11 protein-coding genes and 1 pseudogene are annotated in these 18,738 nt (G+C 43.4%); 8 read left to right on the top strand and 4 right to left on the bottom strand.

All coding sequences use genetic code 11. The features are described from left to right. Positions 1–74 precede the first annotated feature (74 nt). Positions 75–884, top strand: a complete 810-nt coding sequence (locus tag BACCELL_RS07540; protein ID WP_007211075.1) for a DUF6266 family protein — start codon at positions 75–77, stop codon at positions 882–884. A 6-nt stretch (positions 885–890) separates the two neighbouring features. Here BACCELL_RS07540 and BACCELL_RS27680 read toward each other — a convergent pair. Together BACCELL_RS27680 and BACCELL_RS07545 are read right to left on the bottom strand one after the other, a co-directional pair. Next, positions 891–1,007 (bottom strand): annotated as a pseudogene (locus BACCELL_RS27680) (ATPase); the annotation flags it as partial. 260 nt (positions 1,008–1,267) lie between these two features. After that, positions 1,268–2,515 carry a M16 family metallopeptidase gene (locus tag BACCELL_RS07545; RefSeq protein ID WP_007211078.1) on the bottom strand — a complete coding sequence of 416 codons (1,248 nt, stop codon included), beginning with the start codon at positions 2,513–2,515 and terminating at the stop codon, positions 1,268–1,270. 155 nt (positions 2,516–2,670) lie between these two features. Between BACCELL_RS07545 and BACCELL_RS07550 the strand changes: the two genes are divergently transcribed. From BACCELL_RS07550 to BACCELL_RS07570, 5 genes are all read left to right on the top strand, one after another. Further along, a complete protein-coding gene (locus BACCELL_RS07550; RefSeq protein ID WP_022208190.1) occupies positions 2,671–3,276 on the top strand; it encodes a KpsF/GutQ family sugar-phosphate isomerase in 606 nt (201 codons plus the stop codon). Next, positions 3,264–4,193: a carbohydrate kinase family protein gene (locus BACCELL_RS07555; RefSeq protein ID WP_007211080.1), complete on the top strand. Its 930-nt coding sequence runs from the start codon at positions 3,264–3,266 to the stop codon at positions 4,191–4,193. Before BACCELL_RS07550 ends, BACCELL_RS07555 begins: the two co-directional genes overlap by 13 nt. Positions 4,194–4,378: 185 nt before the next feature. Continuing rightward, the gene (locus BACCELL_RS07560) at positions 4,379–5,446 is read left to right on the top strand and encodes a tyrosine-protein phosphatase (protein ID WP_022208189.1); all 1,068 of its coding nucleotides are present in this window, start codon (positions 4,379–4,381) and stop codon (positions 5,444–5,446) included. A gap of 106 nt (positions 5,447–5,552) precedes the next feature. Beyond that, entirely contained in the window at positions 5,553–7,526 is a 1,974-nt protein-coding gene (locus BACCELL_RS07565) for a DEAD/DEAH box helicase (protein WP_007211082.1), read from the top strand. Between the two features lie 80 nt (positions 7,527–7,606). After that, positions 7,607–8,473, top strand: coding sequence for a DMT family transporter (locus BACCELL_RS07570; protein WP_007211083.1), 867 nt, complete (start codon positions 7,607–7,609; stop codon positions 8,471–8,473). A 217-nt stretch (positions 8,474–8,690) separates the two neighbouring features. Here the strand turns inward: BACCELL_RS07570 and BACCELL_RS07575 are convergent, their stop codons facing one another. Together BACCELL_RS07575 and BACCELL_RS07580 are read right to left on the bottom strand one after the other, a co-directional pair. Beyond that, a complete protein-coding gene (locus tag BACCELL_RS07575; protein WP_007211084.1) occupies positions 8,691–10,571 on the bottom strand; it encodes a RagB/SusD family nutrient uptake outer membrane protein in 1,881 nt (626 codons plus the stop codon). Between the two features lie 23 nt (positions 10,572–10,594). Next, positions 10,595–13,633: a SusC/RagA family TonB-linked outer membrane protein gene (locus tag BACCELL_RS07580; protein ID WP_007211085.1), complete on the bottom strand. Its 3,039-nt coding sequence runs from the start codon at positions 13,631–13,633 to the stop codon at positions 10,595–10,597. A 153-nt stretch (positions 13,634–13,786) separates the two neighbouring features. Here BACCELL_RS07580 and BACCELL_RS07585 point away from each other — a divergent pair, with 153 nt between their 5' ends. Next, positions 13,787–18,094, top strand: coding sequence for a two-component regulator propeller domain-containing protein (locus BACCELL_RS07585; RefSeq protein ID WP_007211086.1), 4,308 nt, complete (start codon positions 13,787–13,789; stop codon positions 18,092–18,094). Between the two features lie 128 nt (positions 18,095–18,222). Then, entirely contained in the window at positions 18,223–18,630 is a 408-nt protein-coding gene (locus BACCELL_RS07590) for a hypothetical protein (protein WP_007211087.1), read from the top strand. Positions 18,631–18,738: the final 108 nt, after the last annotated feature.

Raw genomic sequence — 18,738 nt, forward strand, 5'->3', positions numbered from 1 at the left:
GGGAGCGGGTTGAAGAGATTTATTTTCCATATATTTGCGCAGTGACAGAAACAAGTAATTAAAAACACGATATCATGGGAATTATCAACCAGGGCATTCTCGGAGGTTTCTCCGGTAAAGTGGGACCGATAGTAGGGTTCCGCTGGAAATCAAACTACTATATACGCGCACGGGCCGCCAAAGTCAGCAATCCGCGCACACCGAAACAACAGGAACAACGCGGTAAATTCGCCACGGCATTCAGCTTCCTGAAAGCTATAAAACCTTTCATACGCATTGGCTACAAGGAACTTACACAGGATAAATCCGCGTTCAACTCCGCTATGTCCTACACACTGAAAAGAGCCGTGACTGGCAGTGGAAAAGAAATCAAAATAGACTTTGACCGGGCATTGGTTTCTATGGGAACCCTGATGCCGGTATTCGAAGGTACAGCCACACAAAACGGAAATAAGGTGCACTTTAAATGGCAGGACAACAGTGGCATGGGAAATGCAGAAGATACGGACATAGCCATGTTATTAGTATATAACAAAGACGAAGAAACAGCTGTTTACGATACGGAAGCCACCCTACGTTCCGCCCGACATGCAGAACTTCAACTTCCTTCCGACTGGCAGGACGATGAATTGATAGCCTACCTCAGTTTTCGTAGCGCCGACGGGAGTTGCGTGGCCAATAGCATTCGCCTGACGGTAACAGTAGACCAAACAGACTTACCTGCACCGGACCAGGAGGCTTCCGCCTTATGTACTTCATCAGATCGGATTCCGCTTTATCCAAAACCTAAACAGCCGGTCATTAATAACGTATCCGTCAAGGATCTTACCTACTATACCCTTACCGGAAAGCCCTTTCAGAGCAGACTGTACGGAACTGGGTGATTTCAGATCATATCTTCGCACAAACTCACCGGAAGTCACATTGACAGCAACATTTTCGACAGCTATCGCACGGAGTATCTCACGCTGGCGCTCCGTTAAATCCGCAAAGATGGACTGATAGATAGGTACCTATGATAAAGGGATTCACTTGTATACTCTTCATGATTATCCTGCTTTAGATTATTGCAAATTATAATAATTATATTCATAATAATCATTCTAACTTGCTACGAAACTTTTGGAAATGCGGAAAGTTATTGCTACATATAAACATCTGCTTATGAACAAAATAACTAATCCATTTTTGATTTATGGCTACGCCGGGCCAGATTATTTTTGTGCTCGGAAAGAGGATACACAAAATCCCATTAAGTAAACGACAATCAGCGATAAATTAACGTTGACAGATAATCTTCTGCAAACATCTCATTCGCCACTTCCAGCAAAATCTCCGGAGTAATTTGTTCAATACGTTGATAAACCGCTTCGGAACTTTCATACTTATTATAGTGCAGGAAAGTCTTCGCCATGCCGAGAGCATTGTTCTCATTATTATCCGAAGCCACACCTATTTGTCCGATGAGTTGCTTCTTCGCAGCTGCGAGTTGTAACGAAGTCATCTTTGTATCACGCAGATTTTTAAGTTCTTTCATCACCAGACGCATACAAGTATCCACATCATCGGGATCGCAACCAAAATAAGTGCAGAAAACCCCGGTATCCGTATAAGAAGTCAGGTTAGACTCTACATTATAGACAAGGCCGCGACGCTCACGCAGAGAAACATTCAAGCGACTGTTCATACCGGGCCCGCCAAGAATATTATTCAATAGATAGAGCGCGGTACGCTTATCATCGTACGCATTATAGCCACGGCTGCCTATCATCACATGAGCCTGATGCGTATCCTTATGCACCACCAGTTTTTCGGGCGTATAAAGAGACGGCGGAGTACGACGGTTATCCACCGTCACCGCCGGAACATCGGCAAGCAGTTTCTCTGCCAAACGGATGATTTGCTTGAAATACAGGTTTCCCCACACAAAGAACACCATATTCCCCGGATGATAGAAACGGGAAGTAAACGCAGCGGCATCTTCGCTGTGAAAGGTCTTCAGCAGCTCAGGATTCCCCAGGATATTGCGTCCCAACGGATGTCCTCGGAAGATTAAATCCTCAAAATCATCGAAAATAAGTTCGGAAGGGGTGTCTTCATAAGATTGGATCTCATCAATAATCACTTCCGTTTCCTTTTCAATCTCACGTTGCGGAAAAGTAGAGTGAAAGACAATATCCGCCAGTAACTCGAACGCACGGCCGAAATGTTCGGTAAGAAAAGCAGAGTAGATCACTGTTTCCTCCTTGTTGGTATAAGCATTCAGGTCACCGCCCACATTCTCCATACGGTTGAGTATATGCCAGGCTTTCCGCTTCTGAGTACCCTTAAAAATAAGATGTTCCACAAAATGCGCCATGCCCTGTTCATTCTCCAGTTCATCACGGGTTCCGGCATCAACTGCAAAACCACAGTAAGCCACATCGGAAAATGACGGCTGGTGAATAATACGCAAACCATTGGCAAGAGTATATTGATGGTGTCCCAACAAGGGTAATAGTGCTAACTTCTTCATTCTGACGTTTGAAACTAATTGAGGGCGCAAAGATAGCGCAATTTGACGAGGTCCCCTTATCTTCGCAAAGCAAAAATACAATAAAACTTATTGCCATTTATGGAAAATTGCAGATATTTGTAGGCTATAACCTAACTACTAACAAAAATAGTATAATGATTGAATCCATTCAAGAGCTTTTGCAGAAAGAGGCACAAGCCGTACTGAACATCCCCGTGACAGACGCTTACGAGCGTGCGGTAGAACTTATCGTGGAACAGATTCACCGGCGGAAAGGGAAACTGGTGACCTCAGGTATGGGAAAAGCCGGACAGATTGCCATGAACATTGCTACGACATTCTGTTCCACAGGTATTCCTTCCGTATTTCTGCACCCCAGCGAAGCACAACACGGAGACTTGGGCATCTTGCAGGAGAACGACCTGCTGTTGCTGATTTCCAATTCCGGTAAGACGCGTGAAATCGTTGAACTTACACAATTGGCTCATAATCTGAACCCAGACCTCAAGTTTATTGTTATTACCGGAAATCCGGATAGTCCGTTGGCACACGAGTCCGATGTATGCCTCAGCACAGGAAAACCAAAGGAAGTTTGTGCTTTAGGTATGACTCCCACCACTTCGACCACTGTGATGACCGTTATCGGCGACATCCTTGTGGTACAAGTCATGAAACAGACAGGATTTACTATTGGAGACTACTCCAAACGCCATCACGGTGGCTATTTGGGTGAAAAATCAAGAAAATTATGCGAAAAGTAATTGGTATAGGAGAAACGATTCTTGACATCATTTTCCGCAACGGCCAGCCGACAGCTGCCGTACCGGGCGGTTCAGTATTCAATGGCGTCGTGTCATTGGCACGGGCAGGTGTTCCCGTCAGCTTTATCAGTGAGACAGGAAACGACCGGGTAGGTAATACAATCCTGCAATCCATGCGGGATAGCGGCATGTCTACTGACTATGTCAACGTATTTCCCGATGGAAAATCCCCGGTATCACTGGCCTATCTCAACGAGAATGGTGATGCGGAATACATCTTCTACAAAGATTATCCCAAGCAACGGCTGGACGTGGTTTTCCCAAAACTGGAAGAAGACGACATCGTGGTTTTCGGCTCCTATTTTGCCCTGAATCCGGTGCTGCGCGAAAAGGTTCTGGATTTGCTGGAACAGGCACGCGAGAAGAAAGCAATCGTGTACTATGACCCCAACTTCCGGTCGTCGCACAAAAGCGAGGCTATCAAGCTGACGTCCACCATCATCGAAAATTTGGAATATGCCGACATTGTGCGCGGATCTATAGAAGACTTTTTCTATATGTACAATCAAAGAGAAGTGGACAAGGTATATAAAGACAAAATTCGTTTTTATTGCCCTAACTTCCTTTGTACTGCCGGAGCCAAAGAAATCTCACTACGCACGAATAGCATCACCAAAGAGTATCCTATTCCCCCATTGGAAGCAGTCAGCACTATTGGCGCAGGCGATAACTTTAATGCCGGTATTATTTATGGCTTATTGAAGTACGACGTGCGTTACTGCGATTTAGGACAGATAAGCGAGGACACCTGGGACAAGATTATCCGTTGCGGCATCGAGTTTGCGGCAGATGTATGCCGGAGTTTCAACAACTCTATATCACCGGAATTTGCCAAGCAGTTGCCTCCCGTTAACTAAATCCCCGTTAAAGGAGAAAAAACTCTGTGAAACTCTGTGCCCTGGAATAACAAAAGTCATCAGAATACATATCTTTGCAACAAAGCGAAGATAAGCTGCACCTCGGCATAAGAAATGAACAAGTTCATTTTATTCTGCTCTCGGTTTGCATTATCTTTGCATATATATGCTCAGACAAAAAAACTATGTATAGAAATCTGTTGAACTTGCTAACATGTGTATTGCTGCTACCGGCTTGTAGCGGCACAGCTCCTCATATTTCCATTGTTTGCGAAGAAAATAACGTTGGGAACAGTATCGTCAAATGGGAAATAGCCCCTCTCATCAAAGGGAACGTAAAGGTATATGCTTCGACTGATCCGAATAATATCCCCGAGGATTCTCCGGTAGCCATAGCAAACATTTCCGATCAGCGAATGACGATTGTCACCACAGACCCTACCAAGCGTTATTACTACACCCTCGTATTCAATGATAAATATCGCGTAAAGATTGCTACCCGCAATGTCAATATCCCCGGCATACAAAACTTCCGTGATATGGGTGGGTATCCGTCATACCCTACCAAAAAGAGGGTGCGTTGGGGCATGCTCTATCGTTCTGCACAGATAGACAGTCTGGAATGCTACTCACGCAGGGAACTGAAGAATATAGGCATCAAGACCATCATCGATCTGCGCTCAGAATCGGAATTAAAAGGTCACACCCCACTGCAACAAGGATTTAATGTAATACATGTCCCTATAAAAACGGGAGATATGGAAGATATCCTGAAAGGCATTCAGGAACAGAAAATAAAAAGCGACACCGTCTACCGGATGGTGGAGCGGATGAACCGCGAATTGGTAATGCACTATCATAAAGAGTATCGCCAGATATTTGATATCTTGCTGAACAGTACCAATTACCCTGTCGTTATCCATTGCTCCTCCGGCAAAGGACGTACCGGCATTGCTTCGGCACTGATCCTCGCCTCCCTCGGCGTGAACAGCGACATCATTATGGAAGACTACCGCCTAAGCAACGATTACTTCAACATTCCCAGCGCTTCCAGTTATGCCTACAACCTGCCCACACGCTCGCAAGAAGCCATTACGACCATCTATTCGGCAAGGGAAGATTTCCTGAACGCCGCCAAGGAGGAAATAGAGCGTCGGTACGGTGATGTAGACACGTATCTGCAAAGAGCTATCGGACTCACCAAAGAAGAAATAAAGAAGCTGCAAAGCATTCTGCTGGTGAAAAACGATTAGTAATAAAAAAATAGCCCTGTTATTCAATTTTATCGCTGATAACTAATCACTAATCACTAAATTTGTTCTATCTTTGTGCCCGAATATAAAGATATACAAAGATTTAATGAAGAATTTTGAAGAGCTCGGTCTGTCGCCGGAGATACGCCGCGCCATTGAAGAAATGGGATATGAGTGTCCCATGCCGGTACAAGAGGAAGTGATTCCTTACCTTTTAGGAGAAAATAATGATGTTGTAGCACTTGCACAAACAGGAACGGGGAAAACCGCCGCATTCGGCTTACCACTTATCCAGAAAATTAATGTAAAGAACCGGATTCCACAATCCCTTATACTTTGCCCTACACGCGAACTTTGCTTGCAGATTGCAGGTGATCTGAATGATTATTCCAAATACATCACCGGATTGAGGGTATTGCCTGTATATGGTGGTTCATCCATAGACAGCCAGATACGTGCCCTGAAACAGGGTGTACATATCATTGTCGCCACCCCGGGACGCTTGCTCGACCTGATGGAACGCAAAACGGTATCCCTCACCACCATCCAGAACGTAGTGATGGACGAGGCGGACGAAATGCTGAACATGGGATTCACGGACAGCATCAACGCCATTCTTGCCGATGTACCGCAAGAGCGTAACACCCTGTTATTCTCCGCCACTATGAGCCCGGAGATTGCACGCATTTCAAAGAAGTATCTGCGTGACGCCAAAGAAATCACCATCGGACGGAAAAATGAAAGCACAAGCAATGTGAAGCATGTGGTTTTCACCGTTCATGCCAAAGATAAATACGCTGCCCTGAAACGCATCGTAGACTATTACCCGCAAATATATGGTATCATTTTCTGCCGTACACGAAAAGAAACGCAGGAGATTGCCGACAAGCTGATGCAGGACGGCTATAACGCTGACTCACTGCATGGAGAATTAAGCCAGGCACAACGTGATACCGTCATGCAGAAATTCCGTATCCGCAATCTGCAAATCCTGGTTGCCACGGACGTTGCCGCCCGCGGACTGGATGTGGACGATCTGACCCACGTCATCAATTATGGCTTGCCGGATGATACCGAAAGCTACACTCACCGTAGCGGACGTACAGGACGTGCCGGAAAGACAGGTACTTCCATCGCCATCATCAACCTGCGCGAGAAAGGTAAAATGCGTGAAATCGAACGGATTATCAGCAAGAAGTTTATTGTTGGTGAAATGCCTACCGGTAAACAGATTTGCGAGAAACAGCTGCTGAAAGTAATCGATGACCTGGAAAAGGTGAAGGTAAATGAGGAAGATATGGCTGATTTCATGCCTGAAATATACCGTAAACTGGACTGGTTGAGCAAAGAAGACCTGATCAAGCGTATGGTTTCTCATGAATTCAACCGCTTCTCAGAATATTACCGCAATCGCGAAGAAATAGAAATGCCTACCGACAGCCGTGGCGAACGCAACAGCAGAGGCGGCAGCGAACGCACCGGTGATCGCAACAGCCGCAAAGCAGATCCGGGATTCACCCGACTGTTCATCAATCTGGGTAAGATGGATAACTTCTTCCCAAATGAGCTGATAGGCCTACTGAACGGTAATACCCGCGGACGCGTGGAACTGGGACGCATTGACCTGATGAAGAACTTCTCATTCTTCGAAGTAGATGAGAAAGAGGCAGGTAATGTAGTGAAAGCCCTGAACCGTGCGAACTGGAACGGCCGAAAGGTATCTGTAGAAATTGCCGGCGAAGAAGGCAAGGAAGCTCCCAAAGGCAGACGTAAGAGTGAGGGCAACAACTACGGCAAGAAGGAATTTGAAGGCAAGAAACGCAGCTTCAAAGACGAAAAGCGTAGTGATGCATCTGGAAAACGTAGCGATGCCCCCAGAAAAAGTAGAAGTAAATCTGAAAGTGCTCCGGCTGACAAAAAGAAAAGCAAACCAAGCCGCGAAGAGCGTGGCTATACCGACGCCCGCGGCAAGAAAGACGATTGGAGACAGTTCTTTCAAGGCGACAACAAGGAGTTCCGTGATAAAGAGCCCGATTTCAGCGAAGAAGGCTGGGCAAGACGGGCACCTAAGAAGAAATGATTAATAGTGATTAGTGGTTAGTGATGAGTGATTAGTGCAACTGCTAATTACTCATCACTAACCACTAATCACTTATTAACGTGAACAAAGTAAACGGATTCTTATATGGCCTTCTCTCTTCGGCGAGCTTCGGACTTATTCCGCTGTTCACCATTCCTGCCATGCATCAGGGCATGCAGTTCTGGTCCATACTGCTCTACCGTTTCCTCTTTGCCATGCTGGCACTGGCCTGTATACTGTTGCTCGACAAGCAGTCTTTCCGCATCCGCCGGAAAGAGATACTTCCACTTCTCCTGCTGGCATTCCTGTATGACTGTTCCGCTGTTTTCCTGTTCTGGGGATATAAGTTCATGTCAAGCGGAGTAGCTACTACCATTCATTTCATGTATCCGGTGCTGACTACGCTTATTATGATGATTTTCTTCCGCGAAAAGAAATCCCCTTGGCGTATAGCAGCAATCGCTTTAGCGGTAAGCGGAGTTTTCTTCCTTTCGCATGGAGATACGACAGGGACTGTTACTTTACTGGGTATTTTTATCGTTCTGCTCTCTGCTTTGGGCTACGCGCTCTATCTGGTCACCGTCAGTCAACTGAAATCCCTTGAAATGAAGGGGCTGAAAATGACATTCTATGTTTTCCTTTTTGGCGGAATCCTTCTTTTCACCGGAATGACAGTGACAGGAGTCGGAGTACAGGCCATCCCGGACCGGATAACCCTGGGAAACCTGGTGATGCTGGCATTGGTACCGACCGTAATATCTAATCTGGCACTGGTACGCGCCATTAAAAACATAGGCTCCACACTCACCTCTGTATTGGGAGCCATGGAGCCTGTGACTGCCGTCTGTGTAGGCATTCTCATCTTTGGAGAACCTTTCACTCAAAGCATCGCCTTAGGCATCGGATTGATTATTTCGGCAGTTACGGTGATCATACTGAAAAAATAGAATGTCCTGCTTTCAGCCTGCTCTTTTTAGTATCTATATATGGGTGGCGTTGGATATATAGATACTGCATGTCCGATATATAGATGCTGTACATCCGATATATAGATGCAACACGTCCGATATATAGCTATAACACAAGATTTCATCTACCTTCACAGGCAGATGAAATCCTTGAACATCCAATTCAACGTTCTTATCTATTTTTGAATTTAATATATTAATACCCCGGATTCTGGTAATAACCACCACCCTCTTCCAGATTCTCCAGGAATGACTGCGGGAATGGTCTTACCTCATGTTTGCCATCTACAAAGTATTGACCGACATCAGGATTTGTAGACTTCAGATAGGTGCTGGTCAACTTCCCTGTACGCTTCAAATCATAGAACCGTACATACTCCCCACACAATTCTCTGGCACGTTCATCCAATACTGTTTCTACTGTTGCCGCACCGGACAAAGCCTTGGCACCGGCACGCTCACGAACCTGATTTATGTATTGCATCGCATTTGCTCCGCCATTTACGTAGATATCGGCCTCAGCAGCTATTAAGAAAACCTCAGGAGTACGCATCATAAAGGTAGCATTCAGATTTCCGAGACGCTTCTTGCTCAAGTTATTAACGTAATAATTGCTGCTGTTATGCTTCATCAACGACGGATAGAAACTGAGCCAAGGGCTGACTACATCCGTATTATCATAATCTCTGTGATAATCCATAATCACCGTGTTGTCCTCAGCATACAAATCCTTGTAGTCAACATACAGGATTTTTGAGTCCTTCTTTACCGCTACCTTTTCTGCATATCCTTCATCTCCCGGACGGATAAATTCGAGCGCCGCTTCACCAAACAGAATTTTGGTATACTGACGTACCAACTCACCGGTTATCGGATCAGGTACCATTGCTGATATTTCAGGAGAATCCAGATTCTTATCAAACTGCTTCACTTGTGATTCGCTCCATGCCTGACCTTTGTCTTTATTCCCTGTCCAGGAAGTTTGAAAATACTCATGATATCTGGGGTCCAAAGTGCCATCTTCCTGTACATACAAGTCCAACAGATATTTTGAAGGCATAAAGCTTCCGCCTGCACGTCTGCCCCATATCTGATAATCGGACAAACCATCATATTCATTACCGGAATGTAAATCCGTCTTAAACTGAATGGCTGAGAAAGCTGTAAGCGGACAATAGAACTGCTCATCATTCTGGTTCATGATCCAAGCCTGGTTGCTTACACCTCCCACCACATAACGGTGTTTCCATAGGGCTTCCTTATTCTCAAAATTGTTGCTTTCAGCGAAGACTTCCTCTATATTATCATACATAGATACTCCCAGAGTCGCTCCTCCCGCTTTGCAGTCTTCCATCATTTCTTTGGCTACCTCTAAAGCCCGTTGTGCATACTTTTTAGAAGAATCATATTCTATGGATTGCAGACAGGCTCTGGCCAGCATACCCATTGCCGATTTTTTAGAAGGACGGGTAGTCCTTTCTTCCACCGGTAACCATTGTGCCGCAAACTCTAAGTCCGGAATAATACACTTCTCATAGATATCCAGCGGAGTATCTTTACCGGGATGTAAATCTACATTTTCTACTGGAGCCATTTGCAATTTCAGCCCCCCCAGTTGTTCCACCAGATTATAGTAATATACCGCTCTCATAAAATGAGCTTCCGCAACCTTTTTGTTTCTTTCCTCATCGGTAGTGAAAGGAACTTTATCAGCCTTCACAATTGCCTGATTGCAATAACAGATACCATCATAACAACAGTTCAACGTGTTAGCCATCATGTTATTAGCAAAGTCAGAACCCATACCATATTTCAGGTAGAGGTTATCACCATTTTTCTGTGAAGTCCAGATGTCTGTTCCCCCTTCAGTCATGAGCATAAACTGTCCATATCCATACAGTGCTCTTTCCATACCGAAATAAACATTATTAAGTATGGTTTGATAGCCCTCTACCGAAACGGACAACGCATCCATAGTGTATCCCGAAGGATTATATTCATCAAGTGTACAAGAAGCATTGCTTATCGTCACTGCCATTACTGTTACAGTCAGCCAGTTTTTTATTTTCGTAGTCATATCTATTCTTATTGAATTATTAGTTAAAAAGATACATTAAGTCCCAAGAGATAAGTTTTGTAAAGCGGGAAGGTATCAGAACCGTTGTTTTCAGGGTCTGTATGCTTCAATTCGCTCTTAAACGGCAGGACAAATACATTATATGCAGTTCCATAAATTCTACACTTTTCAATTCCCAGGCGCTTACACAGCTTGTTCGGGAAAGTATACCCTAAGGTTATGTTCTTTATCTTGGCATAAGAACCATCAATATACCTTAAAGACTCTATTCCCGTAGTACTGGCAATACCCGGCCGGGGAAAATAAGCGGTTTGATTCTCAGGAGTCCAGTAGTCAGTACCTTTGGGTTGGTTATTATTTTTAGTAGAGTACCATCCGATAGTTTTACTATCTATCATTTGTCCATATCTTAGCATAACAAAAGCACTCAGATCAAAATTTCTATACTTAAATGTATTGTTTACGCCTAAGATACCATCAGGCACATTAGAACCTAATATCTGAAGGTCACGTGTATTACTGTAAGTATGTACTCCACCGTCTCCCACAAGGTTTCCATTCTCATCTGTAGTGAATTGTTCCACTGTCTCTATTTTCACATAACCCGGTTGACACCCGTATTTTGCGGCTTCTTCCTCTTCGGCAGTTCCCCATATTCCGGCATATTTATAGTCATAGAATGTCTTGATAGGATGTCCTTCAAACAATTTCTTGGCAATAAGGTCACCGTCAGGCAGACTTACAATCTTTTCATCGTTGTGAGTATAGGATATAGATGAAGACCACTCGAAGTTCTTGTTCCGTATATTCACAGTGGACAACTGTATTTCATACCCTTTATTGCTGGTTTCACCAATGTTTTGCCAAGTAGTCATGGGAGATCCCCAGGCCGTAATAGCAGAAGTTATAGGTAATGTACGGCTGAATAAAAGGTCTTTTGTCTTTGAATCATAAAAGTCTACACTCAGATTGATGCGATTATTAAACAGCCCCAAGTCCACACCATAATTCCATTGGTATGTCTTTTCCCAACCAATAGACGGGTTTCCATAAGGAGAGACAAGTTGGCTCATAGAACTCAACACACCGTCGATGGAAACAGCCGAATAAGTCGCTGCTCCGGTCTGTGAAGAATAGGCTCCCATACCTCCGGAGTTACCGGTAACACCATAGCTCAATCTGAGTTTTAAGTTACTCAGCCATTTTTCCGTACTCTGCATAAAAGGCTCTTGTGAGATACGCCATGCCAGTGCACCAGCAGGGAATGACTCCCACTTATGTCCATCAGCCAGATGGGATGCACCATCCCAGCGTGTGGTGAATGAAGCAATGTATTTATCCTTGTATACGTAATTGAAGCGCAAAGCATAAGACATCTTCTGATTCTGGGAGTAATAGGATTGTACACCATGTTTCGTAATCCCCGAAGCCATATTATGAAACAAATACGAATCAAGTGGTTGTCCGGAAGCTCGCATATTGTTGTAATCACTCTGTCCATGGCTCCATGAAGTCACACTGGTCAACGTCACTTTATGATCTTTGAGGAAGTCAAAGTTATAGGTCAGGATATTATCCCATAAGTAGCTATACCCATAATTGTTATTGATGTATGCATAAGGTGACGAATACCCGTTTTCAACTCCTTGCAAAGAATGTTCGCCAATATACTGTCCGTTACGTGAACTACTCAGCGTGGTACTGATCTGCGAACGGAATGAAAGTCCTTTTAATGGAATAATTTCCAGATACCCATTGACATTGGCATAAATCGTGCGGGTTTCATTGGCATACTGATTCTCTATTTCATCTCCGAATGGCGAGGTTTCTCCTTCGATAAATTCAACATTGATGTTGCCGTTATCATCATAGGGCTTACCCAGAGGAAATGCAGTCAACGATTTAGTGAAGATATTCTTGCCTCGCGAATTCTTGATTGTATAAGTAAGCGCTGAACTGGTACCTATCTTCAGCCATTTGCGAATGTCATAGTCCACATTAAACCTCATTCCGTAACGCGTCTGATTTTCATTAGAAAGCAAACCTTCCGTATTGTTATAGCTAAAAGAAGAATAGACCTTGATCTTATCACTTCCGCCCCGTATGGATAAGTTCACATCTTTCTGAGAAGCATTTCCTTGTGTAGCCTCATCAATCCAGTCTATCCATTGGTTATTCTCATAAGCCTGTTGTATGGCTTCAGAGTTATACATCTGAAAAAAATTTTCCGGATAATCACCATTCTTAGTACGGTAATATTCCCTCTGATACTGATACCACTCATCACCTATCATACCATGCACAAAGTTAGCTCCGCCCGAGATACTGTACTTTGTATCCAGATTCACAGTCACCTTTCCGGCGGCACCGCGTTTTGTAGTGATAATAATAACACCGTTGGCGCCTGCCGAACCATAAATGGCAGTTGACGATGCATCTTTCAATACATCAATTTGTTCAATGTCACTCGGGTTCAGTTGATTGTAACTGGCTCCCTGCACACCATCAATGATAAACAGAGGTTCATTGCTGCCGTTTATAGAACGGGAACCACGCAGCAAGATGTCCACATCCTCGCCTACTGCACCGGACCCCATCATAATATCGGCACCTGCAATCTTACCTTGAAGGGCCTCCATCACATTGCTTGTCGGAGTACCTTTGATATCCTCCTTATTTATAGATACGACAGAACCGCTAAGGTCAGCTTTCTTCACTGTACCGTAACCGACCACAACCACCTCATCCAGTGTTTTCGTATCTTCTTGCAGAATAATGTTCAAAGAAGTTTTGCCTTTCAGATTTATCACCTGCGTCATATATCCTATGTATGAAACTTCAATAGGATACTTTCCTGAAACTTTCAAAGTAAACTTACCGTCTACATCGGTAATCGTTCCATTGCTTGTCCCTTTCTCAACTACGGAAGCACCAATGGCGGGTTCTCCCAGATTGTCCTTTACAGTTCCCGTAATGTTCTGTGCAACAGCATTGACACTCAGGAAAACGAATAGCATACTAAGCAATATTCGCATGTTTTTCAGATTAATAGATGTTTTCATCAATTCCAAATAAATTAATTAATAAAGGTTATTTGTCGCAAAACTACCTAACGAATGTTTTTTAACTTTGTATGAGCGTACAAGAATTGTGTTTGTCCGTCTATTACATAACGGCATATCAGTTTTTCCGATTAAAAAATCAATAAATACAAAATGAAATTATACCTGTCAATACTCATACTCACTTTTTGGTTCTGTCCGCCGGTTTTCGGGCAGCCACAACATGTTATTACCCGCTACAGCATTGAAGACGGACTGCCGCAACAAACCATAACCGGCATCACGAAAGATAGAAATGGATATATGTGGTTCACCACCTGGAATGGAATCTGTCGTTTCAACGGACATTCATTTGTAACTTACAGAGTACTGCCCGGAGATTCGAATGATTTAGCTACCAACCGGATTGATGATATAAAGATAGACGCTCATAATCAGCTGTGGCTATTAGATGATGAGAACTCGCTTTACCGTTTTTCTCCGGAGAACAGCAAGTTCGATCATTTTGCTTTGCAAACGGCTCCTGTCCAAAATATATTTACCCTTTCCGATGGAGATATCTGGGTATTCCAGACTGACGGACGCCTGTTAAGAATCAGACCCAATGAAGAAACGATGGATTGTCTGCAAATTCTTGATAGTTCATCCCAAGTCCGTAGTATCATAAGTCTTGTTCAAAATCAGGATATCATTTGGATTATCGCTGACAGGGGGATTTACAAATTCTCGAAAGAAGACGGCAAACTCACACCTATTTTATCTTCCCCCAACCGCTTTTATAGTTTCAGAAAGTGGGAAGGTATGTTTATTCTGGGATCAGACAACGGGCAACTCTACATCTACGACCCTAAAAAAGATACGCATTCCATACTGAAGTTCAATACCACCAGCCCCCTAATAAGAATCAAAGCTTATGATTCCAAGCATTTCCTTGTCATAGCAGAAAATGACGGCTTCTTTCTGACGGAAGGGTATCAGGGAGAGGGTACCCACTATACCACCTCGAATCAACTGTTAAGCAACCAGATTAATGCATTATACGAAGATAATAATCAGAAACATATATGGGTGGCCTACAAAAACACAGCAATGATTACCCGCATCAAACCATTCAGCACGTACTATAAGCATTATCAGCTAAAAACACAAGAATATAACAACTCGCAACGTTCCCTGTCACAAGACCGCAACGGAAGACTGTGGGTATTCTCCAAGAATGAAGCCCTGAACTATTATGATGAAAAGGCGGATGAGTTCCTTTTATTCTCGATCAGCAGAAACAGCCAGGAATCAAGGCAACCCAGAATAAAGAAGATCTACTTCGACAACCAAAACAACCTGTGGATTGCCAGACAGCCGAAAGGACTTATAAAGGTATCTTTCAAGAATGATCTTTTTACTCTCTCGGTGCCTGACGTCAAAGGATATCCGTCCACGAACGAATTGAGAAGTATAATGGAAGATGCTGACCACAACATTTGGGTCGGAGGCAAGAATGGGGATATTCAAGTATATGACAAGGATAAAAACTTCCTTGGCTTCTTAAATTCCACCGGAAAGTTGTCTCATCAGGCAGAGTATCTTGGTGCCATATATGCTTTGCTGCAAGATAAAGAAGGAAATATATGGATGGGAACACGCAATGAAGGAATTATAAAATTAGTACCTCAAGGCAAACTGAACTTTCAACTCAAATACTATAAAGCAAATCCGGCTGACATATTCAGTCTGAACTGTAACTTCATCTTTTCCCTGAAAGAGGATAAGCAGGGCAGAATCTGGGTAGGTACATTGGGTGGCGGACTTAACCAGATAACTAAAGATGCAAACGGAAATGAGCGCTTTATCCATTCGGGCAATAAACTATCAGACTATCCGTCCCGTTTTTCAAGAATCAAGAATATCTGCATAGATCATCTGGATAACATCTGGCTGGCAACCACATCAGGTATATTGCTTTGCAGATGGAGCAAAGACAAGTTGACCTATACCCCCATCGTACGCAACGGTAATGCAAAGAATAGCCTCAGCTGCGACAATGTTTATGATATTTTCGAAAGTAGCAAACATGAAATCTATGTAGCAACCTTCGGTGGAGGCCTCGACAAGCTTACGGGCTTTGACGAGCAAGGCAACGGGATATTCAAAAACTATTCATCTCCACAGATGATCTCCAACGTTCCGCTGACGCTGGCGGAAGATAATGAAGGTAATCTGTGGATTCCATCGGAAAACGGACTGTACCGTCTGTTTCTGGAGAATGATTCAACTGAAATATATGATAACAGATTTCTACCCGAAGGGCTCCTACTGACGGACAGCAGGGCTTGTCGCCTCTCAAACAATGAAATGCTGTTTGGAACAGACAGAGGATTATTATCAATAATCCCTCAGCAAATGAAGAGGAACAGCTATACCTCCAACCTCATCATTACAGATATCCACATAAACGGAGAAAAAAAGGAACCCTCCTACCGGTCTTCCGGCATAACCCTCAGCCACAAGGAGAACTCATTCAGCATCAATTATGAGACACTGGACATGAAATTCCCCAATAAGATAGAGTACGCCTACCGTCTGAAAGGCTTTGACAACTGGAACTATGTAAAAAACAACCGTATGGCAGTCTATACAAACATTCCTAAAGGGAACTATTGTTTCCAGGTTAAATCAACCAACAGTGACGGAGTATGGAGTAATAAGATAAAGGAGATTTCCATCACCATATTGCCTTCATTCTGGGAATCCATTTACGGTACCATATTGTATTTCATTATATTTATCCTCATTGTTGCCATTTCAACCTATATTCTGTTTGTTATCTATAAACTCAGAAACCGGGTTGCAATAGAGAAGCATATCTTAGATATAAAAACCAAGTTCTTCACAGATATGATTCATGAACTACGTACCCCTTTCACACTGATCGTAGCCCCCATAGACCACATGCTCTCACAAAAGGACTTGAGTCCTGTCATTCAGCAAGACCTGGCTCTGGTAAAACGAAACACCAAACATACACTGAAAATCATCAATCAGGTACTCGATTTGCAGAAGATACAGAATGAATCCAAACTTACAGTACAAAGAATAGAAATAGCCCCATTCATCGAACATATTATAAATAATTTCCAGTCAATTGCCATCCAACGGGAAAGTGAAATCACCTTTGAATCTAAAGAATCGCCTCTATTTTTATGGGCAGATCCGGATAAATTGGAAAGCATTCTCTTCAACCTGATCACGAATGCTTTTAAATATTCACCCAAAGGAACAGTCATACATCTGTCTGTTCAGGAAACTGATACCAATATCATTCTGCAAATATCCGACCAGGGATATGGCATCAGTCAGGAAAAACAAAAAAGTATCTTTAATCGGTTCGAGAATTACGTGAGTTCCGACATCTTCAAGAAACAAAGTACAGGCATAGGGTTGTCTTTAGTCAAGGAACTGGTAGAGTTACACAAAGGCAAAATCACTTTACAGAGCAAAATAAACGAGGGTTCCACTTTCACCATCTACTTCCGTAAAGGAAAAGAGCATTTTGCACCTGAAACGGAGTTCATTCTATCAGATTATGATGAACGGCCTCAACTGTCCCAGAATGATACTCTCTTTCTGAGAGACAATTACGAAGCAGAAGAAGAGGCTTGTAAGGACTGCGGCAAGAGTTCCATTTTAGTGGTGGATGATAATCAGGAGCTTCTTTTCTTCTTACATACGATTCTTTCCGAAGAGTTTCGTGTGATCACGGCTTCCAATGGAAAAGAGGGATTGGAAAAGGCAATCAAGTACCTGCCGAATATGATTGTCAGCGATGTTGTAATGCCGGAAATGACAGGGATCGAAATGGTCAAGAAGCTACAAGCCAATACTTATACCTGCCACATACCGATTGTTTTACTGAGTAGTAAGGCAGATGTGGAAAATCAAAATGAAGGTTTGGAATTGGGCGTGGATGATTACATAACCAAGCCCTTCAGTGCGAGTTATCTGATAGCCAAGATATGGAATATCATCAGACAAAGAAAGCGGATTCAGGCACTGTATTATTCAGAACTCATACAAAATAAAGAAGAAAGCAATATCGATTCCGAAGAGCAAGAAGAGCTTCGCTCACTTCCGCAAGCCGATAAAGACTTGCTGGACGGGATTGTCTGTTTCATCAACAAACATCTGGATCATCCGGACTTGAGCGTAGATACGCTTGTTGAAGAAGCAGGAATCAGCCGCTCCGCCCTATTCAAAAAGATAAAGACGCTCATAGGTATCTCACCGATGGAGCTCATCAAAAACATACGTTTGAAGAAAGCGGCAGAGCTGATAGAAGAGGGGTCGGATAACTTTACCCAAGTGGCTTATAAGGTCGGCTTCAAAGATTCGCAGCATTTCAGCAAATGCTTCAAGCAGATTTATGGGGTGACTCCTACGGAATACAGGAAAAAACATTTGGGTTAGCCTACATAATTCATACGCAGGAGTTAAAGGAGTTATCACTTCGTTTAGAAGTTAAAAGAATTAATTCATAACGGTATGTCTTAATACAGATTTACTTTACACCATTTTAACACTAAAAAGCTGTAAAGATGAAAAAAGACTCACTCTCCAAACGTACGTTTAGCTTAGATTTTAAGCATCAGGTATTAATAGACTACTACCGTAGCGGTTCGACAAAATATTTCATAGAAAAGAAATATGGTCTGCACTGCGGCACGATGCACAGATGGGAAAAAGCCTTTGTCTTGTCTGAAAAAGATTTATCTTTGTCGGATGAGTTACTAATCCGACTATCGAAGATGCGTCAGAAGAAATCCCCCAAGCCTGAAAAGGCATGCCCCCCATCGCGCGAGCAAGAAATGCAGGCTGAAATCCTTCGCCTACGCCAGGCTCTGGAATATTCCGAACTTCGTAATGAAGCTCTGAATGAAGTTCTCAAAATCGGTCGTGAAGAATATGGCGTCGATTTATTAAAAAAAGCTGGCGCCAAGCAGTAAACAGCCTTCGTCACAGGCATCCCAAGACCTCCATAGGATGCCTGTGCTCACTGTTTGGCAAAAGCCGGGAAGGATATTATTCGGTAAGTTCCAGGGTTCTTTCGGAGA

It is taken from the genome of Bacteroides cellulosilyticus DSM 14838 (assembly GCF_000158035.1).
Taxonomy (GTDB): Bacteria; Bacteroidota; Bacteroidia; order Bacteroidales; family Bacteroidaceae; genus Bacteroides; species Bacteroides cellulosilyticus.